13 protein-coding genes and 3 pseudogenes are annotated in these 20,817 nt (G+C 54.5%); 1 reads left to right on the top strand and 15 read right to left on the bottom strand.

The genetic code is table 11. The features are described from left to right. The first annotated feature begins 69 nt into the window (after positions 1-69). Positions 70-1,119, top strand: a complete 1,050-nt coding sequence (locus WLO32_RS01150) for an AI-2E family transporter (protein ID WP_435946909.1) — start codon at positions 70-72, stop codon at positions 1,117-1,119. A 74-nt stretch (positions 1,120-1,193) separates the two neighbouring features. Here the strand turns inward: WLO32_RS01150 and WLO32_RS01145 are convergent, their stop codons facing one another. From WLO32_RS01145 to tssC, 15 genes and pseudogenes are all read right to left on the bottom strand, one after another. Then, entirely contained in the window at positions 1,194-1,814 is a 621-nt protein-coding gene (locus tag WLO32_RS01145; protein WP_435946908.1) for a helix-turn-helix transcriptional regulator, read from the bottom strand. A gap of 63 nt (positions 1,815-1,877) precedes the next feature. Next, positions 1,878-4,847, bottom strand: coding sequence for an autotransporter outer membrane beta-barrel domain-containing protein (locus WLO32_RS01140; protein ID WP_435946907.1), 2,970 nt, complete (start codon positions 4,845-4,847; stop codon positions 1,878-1,880). Between the two features lie 24 nt (positions 4,848-4,871). Further along, a complete protein-coding gene (locus tag WLO32_RS01135; protein ID WP_435946906.1) occupies positions 4,872-5,480 on the bottom strand; it encodes a helix-turn-helix domain-containing protein in 609 nt (202 codons plus the stop codon). Positions 5,481-5,914: 434 nt separating this feature from the next. Further along, positions 5,915-6,418 carry a type VI secretion system baseplate subunit TssE gene (locus WLO32_RS01130; RefSeq protein ID WP_435946905.1) on the bottom strand — a complete coding sequence of 168 codons (504 nt, stop codon included), beginning with the start codon at positions 6,416-6,418 and terminating at the stop codon, positions 5,915-5,917. Further along, positions 6,405-7,202 (bottom strand): type VI secretion system accessory protein TagJ, encoded by a 798-nt coding sequence (locus tag WLO32_RS01125; protein WP_435946904.1) that lies wholly within the window; start codon positions 7,200-7,202, stop codon positions 6,405-6,407. The genes WLO32_RS01130 and WLO32_RS01125 overlap by 14 nt, the downstream gene beginning before the upstream one ends. A gap of 17 nt (positions 7,203-7,219) precedes the next feature. Continuing rightward, on the bottom strand, positions 7,220-8,062 hold the full coding sequence (locus WLO32_RS01120) for a TagK domain-containing protein (RefSeq protein WP_435946903.1): 843 nt from the start codon (positions 8,060-8,062) through the stop codon (positions 7,220-7,222). Next, a pseudogene (locus WLO32_RS01115) lies at positions 8,063-8,330 on the bottom strand (PAAR domain-containing protein). It abuts the gene before it with no gap. 90 nt (positions 8,331-8,420) lie between these two features. Further along, a complete protein-coding gene (locus WLO32_RS01110) occupies positions 8,421-10,661 on the bottom strand; it encodes a type VI secretion system Vgr family protein (protein ID WP_435946902.1) in 2,241 nt (746 codons plus the stop codon). 27 nt (positions 10,662-10,688) lie between these two features. Next, positions 10,689-11,378, bottom strand: coding sequence for a T6SS protein Cts1T (locus tag WLO32_RS01105; RefSeq protein WP_435946901.1), 690 nt, complete (start codon positions 11,376-11,378; stop codon positions 10,689-10,691). Positions 11,379-11,404: 26 nt separating this feature from the next. Next, positions 11,405-15,241, bottom strand: a complete 3,837-nt coding sequence (tssM, locus tag WLO32_RS01100) for a type VI secretion system membrane subunit TssM (protein ID WP_435946900.1) — start codon at positions 15,239-15,241, stop codon at positions 11,405-11,407. Between the two features lie 11 nt (positions 15,242-15,252). Next, positions 15,253-16,594 (bottom strand): annotated as a pseudogene (gene tssL / locus WLO32_RS01095) (type VI secretion system protein TssL, long form). A gap of 26 nt (positions 16,595-16,620) precedes the next feature. Continuing rightward, entirely contained in the window at positions 16,621-17,967 is a 1,347-nt protein-coding gene (gene tssK / locus WLO32_RS01090; protein ID WP_435946899.1) for a type VI secretion system baseplate subunit TssK, read from the bottom strand. A 3-nt stretch (positions 17,968-17,970) separates the two neighbouring features. After that, positions 17,971-18,507 (bottom strand): type VI secretion system lipoprotein TssJ, encoded by a 537-nt coding sequence (gene tssJ / locus WLO32_RS01085; protein ID WP_435946898.1) that lies wholly within the window; start codon positions 18,505-18,507, stop codon positions 17,971-17,973. Between the two features lie 137 nt (positions 18,508-18,644). Beyond that, positions 18,645-19,131: pseudogene (locus WLO32_RS01080) on the bottom strand (Hcp family type VI secretion system effector). A 178-nt stretch (positions 19,132-19,309) separates the two neighbouring features. Next, positions 19,310-20,809: a type VI secretion system contractile sheath large subunit gene (gene tssC / locus WLO32_RS01075; RefSeq protein WP_435946897.1), complete on the bottom strand. Its 1,500-nt coding sequence runs from the start codon at positions 20,807-20,809 to the stop codon at positions 19,310-19,312. Between the last annotated feature and the right edge of the window lie 8 nt (positions 20,810-20,817).

Below are 20,817 nucleotides of genomic sequence, written 5' to 3'. Positions count from 1 at the left end.
ATATCCACCGTGCCTGAGGAACAAACGAAGCACTACACTATGAAGATCGATAACAGAAAGGAATTCTCCATGCCCTCCCTCGAAGCCGACAAAGTCGGGCTACACATTCTTATGAAGCTCTCCGCCCTCGTGATAATTCTTGCGGGAATTCACGCGGCGGCGGACATTATCGTGCAGCTTCTGATGGCGCTGTTTTTTGCCATCGTGCTCAATCCGCTGGTCACCTGGTTTATTCGTCGCGGCGTGCGCCGTCCGCTGGCCATTACGATAGTAGTCTTCGCGATGCTGATTCTGCTCACGCTGCTGATTGGCGTGCTGGCGGCGTCAATGAACGAGTTTCTGGCGATGCTGCCGAAATACAATAAGATGCTGACGCAGAAGGTGCTGGAGCTTGAAAGGATGATCCCCTTTATCCACATGCGGCTTTCACCCGAGCGCATGCTGCAACGCCTGGACTCCGAAAAGGTCATGTCTTTCGCCACCATGCTAATGACCGGCCTTTCCGGCGCGATGGCGAGCATTTTACTGCTGGTGATGACCGTGGTGTTTATGCTGTTCGAGGTGCGCCACGTGCCTTATAAACTCCGTTTCGCGCTCTCTAATCCCAAAGTGCATATCGCCGGCCTGCACCGGGCGCTGAAAGGTGTGACCCACTATCTGGCGCTCAAGACGCTGATAAGCCTGTGGACCGGGGCCATTATCTGGGCCGGGCTGGTGCTGCTGGGCGTACAGTTTGCGCTGATGTGGGGCGTGCTGGGCTTCCTGCTGAACTACATTCCCAACATCGGCTCGGTCATTTCCGCTATCCCGCCCATGGTGCAGGCGTTTTTGTTTAACGGCACGTACGAAATGTTTATGGTCGGCGCGCTGTTCCTCGCCGTGCATATGGTGCTGGGCAATATCGTTGAGCCGCGCATGATGGGCCGCGGCCTGGGGATGTCCACCTTTGTGGTCTTCCTGTCGTTGCTGTTCTGGGGATGGCTGCTCGGGCCGGTCGGCATGCTGCTCTCGGTGCCCCTGACCAGCGTGTGTAAAATCCTGATGGAAACCACCATCGGCGGCGCGAAACTGGCGATTCTGCTTGGCCCTGGTCGGCCCAAGAGCCGGCTGCCGGGTTAGTTTTCCGGCAGCCGCCGTCAACCTCTTCTCACCGTTTATCACATCGCCGCACGGGACTCTTTCCCTGCGGCGCATCAGTTTTTTTCCAGGGGTTCTTGCATAGCTATCTGCTCTTCTGCTGCGCATAACCCAGTCGGCGATAAGCGCCGCAGCAATTTTATTTTGCAGTAAAGCTCATTAAAATTTTCCACCTGTAGCTTACCCATCGCTGAACGCTTAAGCATGCTGATGTGCCTGTAAGACATATTGCTGCTCTTTGATATCAATGAAGGCGTATGGCCTTGTATCAGATGCTGCACTACTGCAATTTCACTGCCGGTCAGGCGTTGCCAGGGACACAAAGCAGTCTTTTCAGAAAGCCTTTCGCTCAGGTAACGATTAATGGACTCCCCGATCTCTTTTTCCACCGTCTCGCAGGCAGCATCCAGCGCGACAAAGTAGAGCTTCTGCGCAAAGTAAACGTCCTCAAAAAAAGGAATTGCCTGCCGGGCGCAAAACACCAGCGCCGGCGAACGGATGCTCTGCTTAATAACGGCGTTATAAACGGCGAATGCGTTGTTGGCGGGGAAAATAAAAAAGGGGAGAAAGACCTCATCAGAAAGCCAGATCCCGTGCTCCGCGTACTCAACGCTCATTTTATCCAGTAACGCCATCACCCCCTGACGGTAAAAGCACTCCCGCGCGATAATTTTCATAGCTGAACCTGGAATATCCCATCGGAAATGCCGGACCGGCCGGGGCCGGACCGGCAAGCTAACTTAGAAGTTGTATTTCATCCCAAACATAGCGGCGCTGTCGTGGTAGCCGGCATCCCCCATCCGGGCGCTGACGTTGCCCCAAAGGTTCAAACGCGGGTTGATTTGTCCTTCCAGCCCGACCTTAACCTCGCCCAGATTAGATGCCCCGTCCTGGCTTACCCGAGCGTCATCCAGCCGCGTCGCAAAATCACGCGTATTGTGCAACCAGTTCAGCTCGATATAAGGCTGGAACTCACGCTGTTTGTCCTTATCGCTCGCATGATGGCTCTTCAGGAAAGTTCTCATCCCCAGCCGGGTCATCACATTTCCCTGGCCCTCGCCGCTGACCCGGGTTCCGTTTGCCTCACGGTGTTCATCGGCCCTGACGCCCATCCATACCGCCTGAGCCTTTGGCTGAATAAACCACTCGTTTAGCGTGCCGCGGCTGCCGAGGAACTCTCCCGCTTTCCAGGTATAACCCCCTTCCAGCGAGGCCGTAATCCCGTGGGATTTGTAGCTTTCGGCCGCCGCCAGCTTCTCTCCGCTGACCTTGTTGTTAAACCAGCCGTACTGCAGCCAGCTGTCCAGCCAGGCGCCGGTATGAGCATCTTCGTTCGCATACCAGGTGGCGTAGCCTCCGATGCTGTAGCCGTCAACAGAACCTCGCGAACCGTAGCCGCTGAGCGGGTTATGCGATTTGCCGTGGCTATTTCCATAGCCGGCCATAAAGCCTACGTGCCAGCGATCCTGACCGTCCGTGCTCCAGCGCGCAACGTCGCCGCCAAGCTGGGCTACATAGCTGTTGCTCTGGGTCTTCAGCTGTCCGCTGTCGTCACGCCAGACGTTATGCGCGCCAACCTGGCGCAACCACAGGCTGGTCACCTCCCGCTGCCCCGTCAGCATATTAATAAACTGCGTTTCCCCGAGGCGATCGTGCAGGCTCATGATAAACAGGGTGTTCGCGGCGGCCAGGTTAGCCGTGTAGCTTGCAGCTTCCGGACGAACAGTCGGAGACGTTTTCGGGGCGGGGACCGGAACCGGTGCTGGCATAGGTGCAGGCGCGGGTTCCGGCTTGGGCGCTGGCTCTGGAACAGGCGCAGGAGCTGGAGCTGGCGCTGGCGCTGGCGCAGGTTCAGGCGCGGGCTCAGGATCGGGAAGGGTTTCGAACTCAACCAGGCTGCTGGTCAGATACCAGCTCTGCGCTTTTTTAATAAGATCGTAATCGTAGGCCCCGGCAACAATGCGGCCCGTTTTGACAAAGCTGCCGCGGGAAACGCCGCCCACGTCAACAAGCTCGATTCCCTCTATCGTCTGGGCGCCATGGCCGCCAAGGTTATTAATGGCAACCTTTGTGGTTCCCTCCAGCACGTCGCCGGCAATAATGACCTTATTTGCCGGGGAGGCGTCGTTCCCCAGCACGCTGTTCATGATCAGCGTCCCGCCGTTTCCCGCATAATCCCCCGCCACGGTAAGCGTGTCGAACCTGTCCTGGCTGGAAAAGGCTATCGTGCCGTTATTCGTCAACCGTTCGACAGCGGAGCCGTTAGTTATATTCCAGCGGCTGCGGTCATCAAGCGCCAGCGACGTGACCTGGTTTACTGCGCCGTTCAGTACAGAGCCGTCAGTAAGATTCACCTCCACGGTATTGCCCGCATCGGTCACGGAGATATCGCCGTTTAGCGAGCTGTTGGCGGCATTGAAAACCACGTTGCTGTAAAGTTTGCTGTCAGGATCGAGCGCATCTTCGTAATGGCTGACGGTCATAAGCTGGCCGTTGCCGCCGCTAATGGTGGACTCTTTCACCATTAGCGCCAGGGCTGTTGTACTGACGTCAATCGCCTGCGCCCGTTCGCTTTTAAGCGTCACCTTATCCAGCGATATGCTGTTACCCGGCACGCCGGTTGAGGAATAGCCGTTTACATACAGCCCGCTCGCCTCTTCGCCACCGGCGCTGACAAGACTGTTGCTGATATTAAGCGTGCCCGCACGGCCCCACAGCCCGGCGCTCTCTTTGCCCGTAGTTTCAATCTGCACGTTGTCTGCGGCAATGTGCGAACCAGGATTGGCAAGCAGGCCTGGCGCCAGCTCGCCATGGGTCACCACCGTGCTGTTAGTCAGCGTACCCGCGCCGCCCAGCGCCGTGAACAGGCCCGCGCCGCCGGTGCCGGTAGTGGTAATCGACAGGCGATCGCCCTGAAGCTGGTTTTCGGTATACAGGGCATAGGCGTTTTCCCCCTGCGTTTCGAGAACGCTGTTGGCGACGTTTGCCGTCCCTTTTTGCGCATTTACCGCAATGGAGCGCCTGCCCTTCGTGGTGATAACCAGGTCGTTCAGCGTCGCCGAGGAATCTTTCGAGGCGACCCACACTCCATAGCTGTATTCGCCCTCGGTGGCGAAGCTGCCGCCCTGCGCATGGATTTTGGCGTCGGTATTCGCATTTAAGGCATAGCTGTTATTACCCAAGGTAGCAGCCTCTACCTTATTCAGCGCCAGATCGCCCGCCATCACCCTGATGGCGTCCCCCGCGTCGGTCGCAATAGCGCTGTCGCTGACCCGGGCTGTTGCCCTGCCCTCGCCAGACCACACGCCGTCCAGCTCCAGTCCCAGAGCGTTATTTTGCGTATTAATCTGCACATTATTCAGCTCGGCCTCGCTGTTGTTTGCCAGATAAATACCGCTGCCGGAACTGCCGCTGACGTTAATCTGTAAATCCCGCGCGGTAAATTTAGCGTTGTCGATCCATGCGCCGCCGCCACGGCTTCCTGTACTATTAAGCAGCAGCTTCGTGGCGGTAAAATCAGCGTTATTTTTTACCTGAATAATAAACGTGCCGCTCGTGGCGTTTTCCAGCGTCATATTATCCAGAGAACGCACGGTACCGTTTGCTATAATAGTGTCGTTATTTGCCGACCAGGCATAAGAACTCACGGCGAGAAAGACTGACGGCACGGATAGCGCGCCAATGCTCCATTTATGAAACTTACTGTTCATGGCTAATTCCTTTTAAGTAATCGCTTACAAACAAAGAGTATTTCGCTCATCACGCCGGCATTTAGCGATAAATGAAGCATAGCGGTAGAATTCCGCCCGATTTGCCACGCCCATTTTTCGACTGGCGTTACGATAATGCGTACTTATTGTTTTTTGCGAACGATTGAGGATTCTTGATATATCGGCGCTGTTGTATCCGCGACCGATCAAGATCATCACGTCATTTTCAGTATCCGAAAGTTGCGCATATTTTTTTAAGCCAAAATTCCAGAACGCCTCCTCTTTATTAAGAAGAATATGATAATCAGCGCTGGCTATCGCCACTATCTTGCTGATTTTCATTGAGATATCATTAAGGGTTTGGCTGCGGAGCAAAAAGGGGACATGGACTGTGAGTTTCTCCTTCGCCCTGCGCCCCGGATCGTTATTACTGTGAATCCGCCTTTTGTTGAAAAGGTTAATGGTGACCATATCACTATGAAAAATAATATTAGCAATATCGCGGTTCTTTTCTTCTGTCGGCAGTAAAAAGCAAAAGTCAGCCGGGCTTTCGCGTGTCAGCTGATTGAAGATTAAGAAGCTCAGTCCCGATATCTGATAATAGTTAGACTCCATTAATAATATGTTTAACATATATCACATCCATGCATTGCGTTTTTATTCAATAGCAATTATCTCCAGGCGTAACAAAACGCCTGTAAGAACAGACCAAAGGAATAGAAGCAACTAATGGTTTTGCGAAAGGATGAATATTTCCCCTGATCTTACAAACTCGCTTCCTTGTGCTCAACGGGCCCCAGTCTATAGTCAATATATATAACGATCAAACCCAATGAAAAAACCGAGAACGCTAAAACAATAAACCATTAAGACACATTTATGCAGCGTTTTCGCCCAATTAATTAACACGGAGCGGCAGATAATGAAAACTGACGGGAGAATAATCTTAAATATAAGGTTTAAAACAAAATACGCCGGCGCATTTTAAGATAATTACCCAGGAAAAATGCCCGGGCAATTATCCTAAATGTATAATGCGCCGGCGTATGCTTCAGCCAACCGCTGCCTTACAGCAGCGTCAGGTCAACTTTTTCAGACTCAAAGTCGTAACGGCCATTCATACATAAATCAACGGGCCTGGGCTGCCAGTAAATCAGGCCGCGAATCTCAAATAACACTATCGCATGCCTGATCGCGCCGTCTCTTTCCTGCAACGAACGTACAAGTAAGGATTCAGGTATGATGCGCGGTTCAAAACGCAAAATAGCGTCGCGAATGGTTTTCTCAATGGCATTCCAGTTACGATGATTTTCCTGGGTGCCAATCAGAGCCGGAACGCCGTAATTGAGCACCGACGCCATAATCAGCTTATGCCGGTGCTCTGTGAGAGCGTCTTCAATATTGGTGTGGTTGATCAGGTCGGCAATATTTTTTTGCACCAGCCTGCGCATCCCTTTTATATCAATGGGCTTAACGCGATCGTGCGGGCTTTTAGGTTCATCATCCTGTAAGCGTTCCAGTAACGCAGGAAGATAATGCCGTTTTTTTGCCGCTAAATTATCCGAAAACAATGTCGCCCGCTTCCATAATTGAATGTTCGCTGCGGTCGGTGATCAGCACCTTTCGCCCGCTCGCCGGAGAAAAGGTATCCGACGATGAAGCCCACTGCGTTTTCAGGCCGAGCTTGCTGTCGCGATCGTCCGCCTCGCTGACAGGATAACGCGCCGGTATATAGCCGTGATAAATCTCATCGCCTGCTTTAGCGGTAGCGGGTATCCATAAGAGATCCAAAAGATCTTCCGGCCTGGAAACATTCAGCTGCTGGAGCGTGGAAAAAGGCAGCCAGCGGTAGCCACCGGCGCAGATAAATTCGCAAACGGGTCCCAGACGGCTGTCGCTGTCGGCAATCCAGGAAAATTCGCCCAGCGTATCGCTTCGCCCCGGGCTTCCCTGCGCCAGATCGAAGGCTTTAAGGCGGGCTTTTTCCGCCCGTTCGGTCTCTCCCTGATAGTGCAGGGCGTTTGCCTGGTGTAAGGCTTCCATCCACTGCGGTCTTGCGCCCTCTAACGTTGCCGCCTGCCGCTCGCCTGCCAGCACCTGGCCGCGCTGCATTTCGCTGAACACCAGATTTTTATACAGCTCCGTGCGCTTTTTTAACGCGTCATCTAGCATCGCCAGCGTCTGCAGCTGGAGAAGCGCTTTATCCCAGAGTCCTTCAACGCAATATAATTTAAACAGCACTTCTCTTGCTTGCAGACTTTGCGGGTGCGCTTTAACCTGCTCCTGCACCTGTTCAAAGATGTCATCCAGCGATGCTGTTTTCAGCACCTGGCTAAGGGAAGTATAATCCTGCATAACTCCTGCTCCTTCGGTTAATAATAAGAATCCAGTCCCACTTTATAAAAGTCCTGAAACACCAGCTCAGGCACTTTATATTTACCTTTTGCAACGATATGTTCAGGCGAGAGCGCTTTGAGGATGTCGTTTTTTTCCTCTTCGACGAAGAGATCGTCCGGCAGCTCTGCGCTCTCCAGCTCCGCCCATACTTTTTCCATAAGGAAAGTCCGATCGACAATACATTCGGATAACGTTTTTTCTTTAATTTGCTCCCGGATAAGATCGAACCGACGATCTTTTTTGAGAATGTGATGTTCCTGCAGGCCCGTTCCCTGATAATAGCCGCCGTCCAGCTCCTGCCAGATTAAAAAGTGCTTATATTCCACTTCCAGGGTTTTTAAAACGTCGTCGCTCTTATTGGGCGCCAGCACCACTTCATTAAAATAACGCAGGTCGTTAATATAATTTCCGCCGTTGGGAAGAATATCTTCAACTTCAGGAAGCTTGTTTGCTTTCTCCCACAAGCCTTCGGGATAAATAAGGCGATAGAACGCCTGCTCAGCGATTTCGCCCGCTCCGCTGCTGTTCAGCAGCAGCTTAAAGTGGCCGGCCTGGATAGTGTTTTCATGACGTATTGGATGCACGCTGCCGTACTGCAGCTCGACGCCCTGCAGGCGGCATACGTGGCTGGCGCACAGATTCCGCATCACCGGCCTTGCCCCATGCCAGTAAAATGCTACGGCATCATGCTTAAGAGCGCTGTCGTAGGGCCCGAAGGCCCCATTAATAACATCCAAAGCAGCGGCGTTATCTGCGGTCAAATCGCGGGCGAGCGTCACCGGCTGGCGGGACGCGGGCCATTCAAAATGAATGTTCACTCAGGAACCTATATACACATCACAGGAACCGGTAGCCACCACCGCACCGCAGCCGGTGACATCACCGAGCCGCGCCGCGGGAAAGCCGTTGATAAAGACCGAACAAGAACCTGTCGCTACAGGCGCGGGCCCCATGCCCCAGCGCGCAGGGAGCGACGCTTGCGGCAGCCATTGCCGCGGGCAGGCCATTAATAAATACGTCACCAGACCCGGTGCATAGGGCGCCGCCGTGCGTGGTGACATCTCCAACTCGTCCTGCGTTTTGCATTGTTTTCCTCCTTAACGTAGCGCTTAGAAAAATGGCTCGCCCGGCGCTTATTCCAGCGATGAGCTGACGTCATCGCCGGGTTGTTTACTTTTATGGTTCCGGTGTCTCACTTCCCGTTGGGGTCTCGGTTGGCGTTTCCGTAGGCGTTTCGGTTGGCGGCTCTGTCGGCGCCTCGGTTGGTGCCTCCGTAGGCGTTTCTGTCGGAACCTCCGTTGGCGCTTCCGTTGGCGCTTCTGTCGGAGCATCCGTCGGTATTGGCAACACCGGTAGCGGAATGATTACGCCAGCCAGGGCGACAATCGAAGGTAATCCCGGCAGGCCGATCATTCCGCCGCCGCCACCGCCGCCGCCACAGTCGCTGCCGCACTCGCCGGGGTTAATATTTACCACCCCGCCCTCAATGGTGACCTGGTCGGAGCCGATGATTTTGATTTTCTTGGCCGCTATCACCAGCTCGCCGCCGGCGGTCAGCGTCATCGCTCCTCCCGCCACCATGGTGCTCGCGCCCCCCACGCTGATGGAGTGATAGCCGCCTACCGTGGTCATAAAAGCGCCGCCGACATTTATCCCCTTGGCGCCGGCAACGTTATCGCTCTGGCTGCCCCCCACCTGGATCCCTAAAGCCGCGCCCACTATGGCGCTGCTGTTGCCAACCACGTCTGACATATAGTTCGCGCCCACAAACAGGTTGCGCGACAGGCCGACGTTAATGTCGGAATTCATGCCAATGGTCTGGGTTTCGTTTTCCTTGGTTAAGCGGCTCATGCTGCGTTCGGCCTGCTCCCAGTACTGCTCGGAGCCCGGCTTATCTTCGAAGCGAATGCCGTTAAAGTTGCTGCGCCCTCCGCCAACGGTGCGGCTGATGAGCCCGCTTTGCGTCGCGTTAACCGGCAGATCCCAGGGAGGCATGGTGACGTTGTTGTACAGGCTGCCGGTAATTAACGGCCTGTCCGGATCCCCATTAATAAAGTCCACAATGACTTCATGCCCGATACGAGGAATGTAGATCCCGCCAAAGTTATTCCCGGCCCAGGCCTGGCTTACACGCAGCCAGCAGGAATCTGTTTCACGGTTCTGGCCATAACGATCCCAAAGGAAGCGCACCTTTACGCGCCCGTATTCGTCCGTCCAAATCTCTTCGCCCGGCGGCCCCACTACGATAGCGGTCTGCGGCCCGCTGGTTTTTGGCTTAGGCACGGAAAGAGGGTGACGGTAGATTTTGGTGGTCGGCTGCACGGTAAAATCGCAGCGGTAAAGAAATTCATCCTGCCCGGCCAGCTGATCGACCTCTTCGACCTGCAGGCGGCTGCGTATGACCATATATTCACGGTTCACCTTCTCAACGGGATAGCTCACCAGTTCGAAAGCGCAGCCGCAGGCAATGCCGCGTAATTCGCCTGAACCTTCGCAGCGGGAACCCTGCGCGCCGCGTTCTTCCATGCGCACGCGCGCCAGCTGTTCGCCGATATCCGGCTGTTCGTAATCACCCGGCCAGTGGAAGATCTCCATCTGGTTAAAGCTGGTCTTACGCGGCTTGCTGTCCAGCGCCATGATATCGGCGCGCGATTTGGTGAAGTCGTAATCGTTGGTGACCCATTTGCCGGAGGTGATGGTTTCCTGGAGATGGAACTGGCTGATATATTCCTCATCCATCTTTGGCTGGTCGGAGGCGTAGTGAATAACGTGATAGGCTTCGCTGTGGAAGGGTTTATGCGCGCCGACGTTATCCACCAGGATTAATTTATGATTTTTCCCCTGGTGTTCGAAAAACCAATAAATTCCCCACTCTTCCATTAAACGTTCAATGAAGTTGAAATCGGTTTCACCGTACTGCACCTGGAAATCGAGCAGGGGATAACTTCCCGCCAGCCGCTTTTCAAAGGGAAAGTTATAATCGCCCAGCACTTCCTCAATAATATCCACCACGCTTTTTTGCTGGAATATTTTGAAGTCGGCTGTCAGCTCCGCCAGATGCAGCCAGGGGCGAATAATAATTTCATAAAGCGCCTGGTTGGCATCGCGTCCGATATAGCGGGCCTGCTGCACAATGCCAGAAATTTCCCGCAGGCCCTGGCCTATTGCAGTTATCTCTCCAAGCCCGTTGCCATCCAGCTCTATTTCGACGGTCATCTCTTTGCCGATTAAAGATTTCAAATCAACATTTGAGGCCGCCTGCCAGGGAATTTGCGAGTTAGCGGGCGTTTTGGCGGTAATCACGTAGGAATACAGCGAAGAGAATTTTTCTTCCCCATCCAGCTTTGAGATTACCAACGCCGGCTCTCCAAGTAGAAGCGGCATCGCCGGGCTACTTAATTTAATAGTACGTGACATATAATCACCTGATGCGTTGTGAATATCTTAGAATGAAGCGGCAGGCGGTTCAGCCTCAGCGCGTCGTAAAGGAATTCTGTGCGAATCCAATATTTTTCTGTGCCGGCTTTGCCGCCAGAGCCAGATACCGGCCTCCTGCTGTATACAGTCAGGCCAGTTCGTCCACGGCATAACCTCGACACCATCACTATTCCGAATGTAATAATCCTCCTGTGACCCCTCCCTGAGTAATACCTGAGAATGATTTTTAAACCGGTAAGCGGGCACAAGCGCAAAGGATTCCCAGAACGGGGAATAAGCCCGCCTCAGTGCTTTTAACCATTGCCGCAACGGCTTCCAGTTGTGTTCGATAACATCGCTTTTCTGCGTGTTATTTAAAATTCGCGCCATCCAGAACGTCAGCGGATAATCGGTGCGCATATTTTTCTGCAGCCAACGATACGGCCGCTCGCTGTACACCACTATTAGCGACTTTTCCTGCTGGCTATTGCGATACACCATACAAGCGCCGGCATAATATTTATTTCTTAACGCGCCGGCGGAAATAACAAAGCACCACGGATAGCTCTCCGGTAAATAATCATCAGGCAGGGCGGAATCCCTGTTCCTCAGTATGCTTTGCGTGACTAAAGCGTACACTTCCCGCTGCCTCTTTCTGCCTGCGCCAAAGAGAACTGCGCGAGGATTATCGACAAGTAAATACAGGCGTAACGGCATAGTTCCCTCTCGCATAGCGTCGCCTTTTAAGAAGCGGCAGGGCAGCGGAAATCTTTCAGCAGATCCACAGCCAGCACGCCGTCAAAAGTTACCCCGGCGACCTCGATATCTACCCGGCGCTTATCCAGGTAATAGACCAGCACGGTTTCATCTGCGTCGCTGGCGGTAATATTGTCCGCATTATCCAGCCAGTGAAAAAACGACCAGGCCCCGGTAAAGGTTTTGGCCGATGAACCGGAAGTGGTGCGCGGCGTGGCGTTGACGGAAATCCTCGAGGCGCGGCGCGAAGCGGGCCACGTCAGGGATACGGGCGATACCGGCCAGTGAATATAATTCACCGGCGTGCCGTCAAAATTCATATTCAGCTTGGTGATAGTCGGCTCCATATAGGGCACCGACACGTCAAAGGTAAGGGATAATCTGCGTCCGCCTTCGGCCTGGAAAAACACATCGCGGATTTTCGCCGCCTGTTCAAACACCGCCAGCGAGCCGGCGTCGGCGTCCTGCGCATCGCCTTTGTAACGCCATGGACGCGAGGAGGTATCGACTTTGTCCGCCAGATTTTTTTTGTAGTACTCGTCGGCCAGGCCGCCCGCGGCAAAGAAGCGCTCAAAGTCCGCCAGCTTCACTTCCCGCTGGCTTTGAGCGAAGGGATAGCGTCCTTCCAGGGTTGCGCGGCACACGCGACCCAGATTTTCATCGATGCCTTCATTGCTTTTGGCGATGCTTTCCCTGCTCGCCCGGCCATGGGCGTCATTCAGCAGCGGACTTATCACATTGCGTAAGGGATCGGGCCAGGTTTGCGATTCGGCGCTCAGCTTGCGCGCCGAGTCGGACAGCGTCAGCGAGCCGCCGCTTTTTAGCGCATCGTTATAAATGACGAACAAGGTGTACTGTTCATTAAGCTCGCCCATAAGCTTGCTAAGGGCGGTGCCAGCCGCCGCCGGGCTGCTATCCGGCGTCGCCTCGCGGCTGCCGGTCACAAACTCGCGCAGCGGCGCAAAGTGGTTGTCCACGCCCTCCAGCAGCAGCTTTTTTTCCATGGCGGCCCAGGCAAGGCTCACCTTCTCTACCGCGTTTAAGAGCTGCCCTTTATTGCTGACGTTTTCCAGCAGCGACCGGCCCTTTTCTTCCGCCAGCGTGGTTTCGGCGACGGCACGCCGCAGCAGATTCGCCAGCGGAGAATCGGACGCGGCCAGCTTCCTCAGGATATAGATATCTGCCGCCACGCCGGTGTTGCCATAGTCCTGCGTCAGAAGGCTCTTTTTAAGATGAATGTTATTTAAAAAGGCCTGCCAGCGCCGGGTGTACTCGTTCAGATAGAGCGCCAGTATTTGCTGCTGAAGCGGATTGACCAGCACGCCGTCGCGGTTCACCTTCACCAGGGGCCCTGCGGCATTCTGCTTTGTGTCGCCAGCGCTACCCATAACCCAGGCGTCCTCGCGCTCCAGCAGCAGCAGGCCGGGCTCCATTTTTTTTTTAAACAGATCGTAATAGCCCGCGCGGGTAAATATGCCGGGAATAACCGTTTCGCCACTCTCATTCGTTAACGAAAACAGCTCGCCGCCCTGAGCGCCCGCCATTTCGCCTAACGTCAAATCGACCGGCATATCTTTCGTCAGCGAGTCTTTAATGCGCCCGTACAGGCGCGCGGCCACGTCTTCGCGTTGCAGCGTTGAGCGCGCGTATTTCACCAAGCCGTCGTCGGCCGCCTGACCAAAGCGCCGCCAGTCCGGCAGGGCGAAGAGGTTTGTCAGGTGAGCGATAAAAATCCGCCGCTCTTCATAAGGCTGCAGCTTGCCGCTCGTCTCCCAGAGCTGAGCAAGACCATTAACCATGTATTGCCGATCGAAGGTTCCCTGCCCGTAGACCTGCAGATAAAGCTTCAGGCGCTCATAAACCTGCCCGGGGCTCTCGTTCTCAATCGCCTTTTGCAGCGCCTGGGTGGCCTGGCGTTCAATTTGCGCCAGCAGCAGCCGCTGTAAAAAGTACTGGTAGAGGGAAGCGGAAGCTTTCTTAACATCTTTACCGGTATACAGCCCGTATCGCCATTCGAGCGGCGGATTTAATATATCCAGCGCGCCGTATTCAGGCAGATATTGCGCAAGCCCCAGCAGACGCGGGAGGAGCTCCTCATTCGATGTTTTAACAAAGCTTTTTACCTCATTATCCAGCGCGACAACCTTGCCGTCCGCCGCGTCCAGATACCGGTCGTTGTTGCGGTAGCTGTTATAGAAACCGTTCAGCAGGATAAAGGCGATGACGAGGCACATCGTATGCCCCAGAAAACGCTGCAGGCGGAACTTCGACTCGTTAGCCAGGTTGTGGCGCGCTAAACCGACGTCCCTGACGATAACCTCGCTGAAAAGCTGCTTGAGGAAATACTGTCTGCCATAGGAGACGTCATTCACAAGAAAGTCGCGGTCGCCCGGCTGTGCCGTAAGGGATGCGGTCACCTCCGGCGTCTTGTTTTCGACGTAGTTAGACCATTTACGGATGATGCTCTGGTTATTTAGCAGGCTAAAATCCACGGGCTGATGGCTGCTGGAGAAATAAATGCCGCGCAGGGTGGTATAACTTTGCGTTTCATCGTAGCGGGAGGCGAAAAAGATATTGTGCACAACTTTCGCCACCAGGTCGGAAAGCAGCTGGAAATCCTGCGGCAGCGCGTACATTTTCTTGCGATCGCGATTGTCATACTCTTCCTGCTGGCGCACGATCATATCCCGCTCAATGCGCTGTTCCAGCAGGGAAAACTCTTTTTGAATCTGGCTATGCAGCTCGGAAACCGACGCCTTCATCGACTCGACGTACGGAAAGGTGACGCCCCAGACCTGCTCGCGCTCCTGCTCGGTGAGGATCCTGAAATATTCAGCAAAGCCCGGCAGATGGTCGAGCTTGGTAACCAGTACGTAAACCGGGAAACGCACGCCCAGCGTCTGGCGTAAATCATCCACTCTGGCGCGCATGCTGGAGGCCAGTTCAAACAGCTCCGCTTTGCTGCGCCCCATAATATCGGCCGCGGAAAACGTCACCACGGCGCCGTTTATGGCTTTGACCGGCCGATGTTTTTTCAACGCCTTAAGCAGCGCGCGCCATTCGCTGAGATGCTGTTCAGGTTCGCTGACGTATTTACCGGCGGTATCGATATAAACGGCATCGTTGGCGAACCAGCATTCGCAGCTACGCGTGGGCTGCCCCTGCTTGCCTACCTGTATTAACTGCTCGGGCAGCGGGAAATGCTGTCCGGACCCCAGGATAGCGGACGTTTTTCCGGCCTCTTTCGTTCCCAGCACCATATACCAGGGCAGCACGTCAAGCGGCTTACGGGCCAGAATCACGCGCTGGAAAAAAGAGAGGCTGCCGCGGTTCTTATTGACGTAATTCACCGCGTTAGCAATCACCGAGGCCACTTCAAAAGTGTTATTTTCCGGCGCGGGTTCTTTATTACGAATAAACCTGTCGAGCAGCGCCGGGTTATCTTTTAGCGCCAGCAGCACCCGCCACAGGCCATACAGCAGCGTCACGCACAGAACGGCCGCGATAAGCAGCAGCCTGACGCTGACCGGCGCCAGCGGGTAATTTTCCCCTACCAGTAAAAAAGGGCCGGGCACCCAGATAAGCACGCACAGCGTCGCCATAGCCGCGATAAACAGCGGCCAGCGCAGCCAGAAGCTGACCAGGTAAAGCGCCGCCAGCAGAATAAAAATAATGCGCGACTCTATGCTCGATAAAGGACGCGTTTCGCCAAAGCCGAAAAAGGGCCCAAGAAACCAGATAGCGGCAATCAGCAGCGCAATACAGCACACAATCAGCAGCGTCTTTATAAACCGCGCCGCGAAGAATCTATTTAAATAAGACATTGTCGCTCTCGTTAATACGTAACAAAAAACTCTACGCGGCGGTTCTTCGCCCGTCCCTGCGGCGTCGCATCAGATGCCAGGGGCTGGCTGTTTCCGACGCCTTCGACTTTGATCTTGCTTTCAGGCAGGGCCCGCGGCGAGGAAATAGCTGGCCACCTGCGCCGCGCGTTTTTCTGACAGCACCACGTTATTCGGCAGGCCGGGTCTGTTAATCGGCGTGGAGTCCGTATGGCCGACGATCACCACATCCCCGTTCACGCGGCGAACTTCACGCGCCACGCGTTCGATAACGTTCGCCATGGCGGGCTGAATGCTGGTTGAACCCGACAGAAACAGCGAATCGCCCTTTAACACCACCTTGCTTAGCTTCTGGGTCTCATCCACGCTCAGAAGCTGCTGCTGTATTTCGTTACGCAGCAAAATGGCCAGCCGGAGACGCATTTTTATCTGCGGCTGGGTTACGTTGATTTTCTGCATCGCATAGAGATTGTTGGTCGTAAAGTCGCCGCGTAACGACAGCCAGTACTTGCACCAGATAAAGGCCGCCATCACCAGCACGCCCGCGCACAGGGCGGTTAGCCTGACCGGAACGATCAGCCTCTCACGCCGCGCCGGCCCGTGGGGCTGCAGGCCATGGGGCGACAACACCGGCTGCGTGGTATCGCGCGTACTTTGAATAATGGTTAACAGGCGCTGGCGGATTTTTGTCAGCTGGCGATCGCCGTCTTCAATGATGCTGTAGCGGCCTTCGAAGCCCAGCCCCAGTATGCGCAGGAGCACCTCCAGCACGTCGGCAAACTCGCTGGGATTCATCGAAAGACGGCCGATAAGCAAAAAGAATTTATTCCCGCCGTCGTTATCGCCTTCAAAATGGTTCAGCAGGTTGCTCTGGGACCAGCCGGACTCCAGCCCCCAGGGCGCGGTGTGCGCCGCCTCGTCAAGAGCGGTACAGATGCAGTAGCGAACGATCGCCATCTTTTTCCACGGGATATTCACTTCGTCACACACCACGCCAAACAGGTTGATCTGGCTCTTCAGCGTATTTTTCAGGATCTCGACGTGGGCGATATCAACGATCTGCTCTGGCATGTCGCTGAGCGCACGCAGCAGGGGCTGGGACGCCTCCAGCAGCGGATTTTCCGCCGCCAGCACCTTTAGCACGCGCTGCTGAACGCTCTCGCTTTTAAGCAGCCTTTCGTTTCTGAAAGGCGGCTCGCTGTCTGCCGGCACGCGGCTTTCGCCGGCCTGCGCGCCGGTGGGTTCCAGAATCCAGTCCCCCTGTTCATCGAGCAGAAATTTTCCCTGCGCCTGCGGCGAATTGGCCTCTTCCTGGACTGCTTCTGCAGGCGTCATTACCTGCTGACCGTTATCTTCTTTCATCAGATCCTGATTCCCCAGAGTTCCATTTTCAGGCCGGGGAATTCACCGGCGACGTGCAGCGCCAGCGCGCCGGTAGCGGAAATTTTTTCCCAGAAAGGCCCGTTTTTGAGCAGCTCGAAATAGACGTAGCCGGTGCTGTAGGGAATTTGCCGCGGTGGAACCGGTAAGCTCTGCAGCACCAGGCCTGGCAAATGTGAACGCACCAGCTCGTGCAGCTGTTGGGGAGCGCTGATTTTGGCCTGCGCCTGGAACTGCTGCTGCAGCACGTCCATCGGCAGCTGGGCATGCACCGACAGCACCAGATTGGAGAACGAACGCAGCTCGTTGGGCAGCACCGAGGCCGACCAGACGCCGTTGCCTTTCTCGCGCAGCTCGATAAGCTGCCCCGCCCGGACCAGAATCTGATTGAGCAAATCGTGAACATCGTCCACCAGTGGACGAATGGAGGGGTAAAGCCTTGCGTGGTCATATCCCGGCGCGCTTTTCGGCCGACGCGTTGTGGTGCGCACAAAGGTCGACAGCTCGCCCGCCAGCTTGGCCAGCTCTTCATAGAGAATAATCGGCGGCAGTTCAGGAATATGGCGCAGGTGATCGAGAATGGGCTCGTACTTATTGAAAATTTGCAGCAGCAGATAATCCACCACCTCCGCGCTGGCGCTGGCTTTGCCGTCTGAGGAAGAGAGGCGGTTCGCCAGCATCTCGGCGCGCATTTTGACCAGGCCGTTGAGGTGCGTAAGCCATTCGCTGAGCAGAGGATTAGCCGCATAGCCGGTCACCGGCGGAATGTAATCTTCCAGGTGCAGCAGCACGCTGCCGTCTGGCTGAATGGCCTTGACCCGGGTTAAGGGTAGGCCAATCCAGGACTCCGTCATTTCCGCCTGCGAAACCAGCTTCAGGCGAAGCTTAGCGAGCTGTACGGGCTTCGGGCCCTGGCGGATGGCGTTGGTGTCGCAAAGCTCCGCTTCCTGCGCGCTAAAACGCGCCAGCGAGCTGGCATCGTGCTGGCTGAATATGGTTTCATCGCTGTTATCGAGGCGCAAAGGCACCGCCAGATAGATCATTTTGCCCAGATGCTCGGGCAATATCGTCAGCGGCTCTGGCAGGTCGGCATGATCGGGGACATCAAAAGGGGTGCCATCGGGTAACACGCCGCGCGCGGTGCGCAGCACCAGCTTGCCGTAAGTGAGCGCCTCCCTGTCGATTTCATACTGGGAAAACCCCCAAAAGAAGGGGCTTAGCGTCGAGGCTCGCTTATGGGCATAATATTCAAAATAACGTTCTTGCTGTTGAAATAATTGCGGGCGAAGAAATAACCCTTCGCTCCAGACGACTTTATTTGTTCTCATGGTTTAATCCATTTTTTTAATTGTAATTGCTGTTTTTTGGAAATAAGCATTTAACTCAAGCGACTCATCGCTGAAAAATTTTTGCCACCATGATTGCTTCTTCTCAGGTACATCCCAGGTCACCATCCACCGCGTCCCGTTGAGGTTGCGATAGGCGCCTATAAATCCCAGCGTTTTTATATCGCTGTCCGGGCTGATAAAAAGGGTGCGTGATTCCCCCGGCTGTAAAATAGCCTCATAGATTTTCGCCGCTGCGGTTTGCATCTGCCTGCGGCTTCCCCCTACGATGTCGAAGAAATCGGCGTTAGCAAAAGCATCCGGTTCTTTTACGGCATAGATAAATATATTCAGCGGCGCCGGCCGGCCCCTTTCGTTGGGATTAATATCTTTAGCCGCCAGCAGATTTAATTTTATTTCACCAGGCTCCGGCTGGGACGACGGATGACTGCTGCAGGCGCTAATTAACACCGTCAGTAATAAAGACCTGCATCCTGCCAGCAAGCCTGGAAGATATTTTTTCAATCCTTTTTCCTGAAACATATCACCACCAGGCGCTTCCACGCGGCTTTTAACCTTTCAGTTTGGCCTGACGCTTTGCCACCGTAAAAATTACTCCGTCCGGCCTGATAAGAGTTTTACCGCCGCAGCGGTAAAACTCCGTTAGCTTACCCGGGCGATTAGCTGCGCAGGTTTGCTTTAACGTCGTAGCTGGTAGAAATCACGCCGGATTTGGCGCCTTCAGCATTCTGCATCACGTAGTCCTGCGTGACCTTGGTGAAGGCGAAGGTGACTCTTTCACGCGGACGAGTTTCATCTTCGCTTGAACCTGCGGTTTCAACGCGGGTGATGATCACGTCGGTGAATTTAACGGTCAGATATTCCAGCGGATCGCCGCCTGCTTTACGCACCACAAACTGCACGTCTTTAATGTGCTTACCAGACAAGCAGTAGCTCAGCAGGTTAGTACTGGCTTTATCCACGTAGTGTTCAAAGCAGAAATCTTCTACCGTTGCTTTACCGGAACCGCCGCCTGAACCGCTGTGCATATTTGCATGCTGGCTGCTGGCCCCAGCGCCATGAAAGCACTTCAATTTCATTTTTATGGGAAGCATCCAGGGATTCACCTTCGATGCCATCAATTTTAATAAACATATCCTGAGCCATACTATTTCCTTTATCAGCTCTCATTGAAGTACGTTACAACCTTTGTAACGACCGAAAATAAAGACAGAGTTTTTATTCACTATAAATAAAAATAACCTCTGGCTTTTTACAGTGCGTACGGAAACCCGACGCAACCGCATCTTTTAAGAATTAATAACGCTTTTATTAATTCTCTAAATCAGGCAACCCCTTTCAGGGAAGGTAATTTCGCAACCATACGTAGCGAGACGGTTAACCCTTCCAGCTGGAAATGAGGACGCAGGAAGAATTTCGCCTGGTAATAGCCCGGATTACCCTCGATATCCTCAACCACCACCTCCGCCGCAGCCAGCGGACGGCGGGCTTTGGTTTCCTGGGATGAGTTCGCCGGATCGCCGTCCACATAGTTCATTACCCAGTTATTCAGCCAGCGCTGCATATCCTCACGCTCTTTGAAGGAGCCTATCTTGTCGCGCACGATGCACTTCAGATAATGGGCAAAGCGCGAGCAGGCAAACAAATAGGGCAGGCGGGCCGAAAGGTTGGCGTTCGCCGTGGCGTCGGGATCGTAATACTCCGCCGGTTTCTGCAGCGACTGGGCGCCAATAAAGGCGGCGTAGTCCGTATTTTTACGGTGCACCAGCGGAATAAAGCCGTTTTTGGCCAGCTCCGCCTCCCGGCGGTCGGAAATAGCGATTTCCGTCGGGCACTTCATATCCACGCCGCCGTCGTCGGTCGGGAAGGTATGGCAAGGGAGGTTCTCTACCACCCCGCCGCTTTCCACGCCGCGGATCATGGTGCACCAGCCGTAGTGCTTAAATGAACGGTTTATATTGACCGCCATGGCATAAGCGGCGTTAGACCAGACGAATTTGCTGTGATCGGCGCCGTCGGTAACTTCTTCAAAGTTGAAGTTGTCCACCGGATTTGTGTGAACGCCGTACGGCAGGCGAGCCAGGAAGCGCGGCATCGCCAGGCCGATATAGCGTGAATCTTCCGACTGACGAAGCGAATTCCAGGCCGCGTACTCCAGGTTTTGGGTAAAGATTTTTGTCAGATCGCGCGGGTTAGCCAGCTCCTGCCAGGAATCCATCTGCATAACGGACGGCGCCGCGCCGGTGATAAACGGCATATGCGCGGAAGCGGCGACTTTACCTATCGACGAGAGCAGATCCACGTCCGGCGCGCTGTGGTCAAAATGGTAGTCGGCGACCAGGCAGCCATAGGGTTCGCCGCCCAGTTGGCCATATTCTTCTTCATAGATCTGTTTAAACAGCGGGCTCTGATCCCAGGCGATACCTTTATAGCGCCTCATATTACGTCGCAGGTCATCTTTGGAGATGTCCATAAAACGCAGCTTCAGCTTTTCGTCCGTTTCGGTGTTGTTAACGAGATAGTGCAAACCGCGCCAGGCGCTTTCCAGACGCTGAAACTCTTCATGATGCAGGATCAGGTTAATCTGCTCGGAAAGCTTATGGTCGATTTCCGCAATAATGGCGGCGATGTTTTTATAGGCATCGTCAGCCATGGTAATTGAGGTGGACAAAGCCTGTTCGGCCAGCGTTCTTACCGCCATCTCGACCGCGGTTTTCGCCTGGTCGGATTTCGGCTTAAACTCGCGGGTTAATAAGGCGTTGAAATCACTTTGCGTGGCGACCTCGACGGCGGCCTGTTTACTTGTTTGTGTTTGCGTAGCCATAATTCTCT

The sequence above is a fragment of the Dryocola mayonis genome (assembly GCF_051307045.1).
Classification (GTDB): domain Bacteria; phylum Pseudomonadota; class Gammaproteobacteria; order Enterobacterales; family Enterobacteriaceae; genus Dryocola.
Note: the sequence above shows the minus strand (reverse complement) of the source record. Positions and strands in the feature narration are given on the sequence as shown.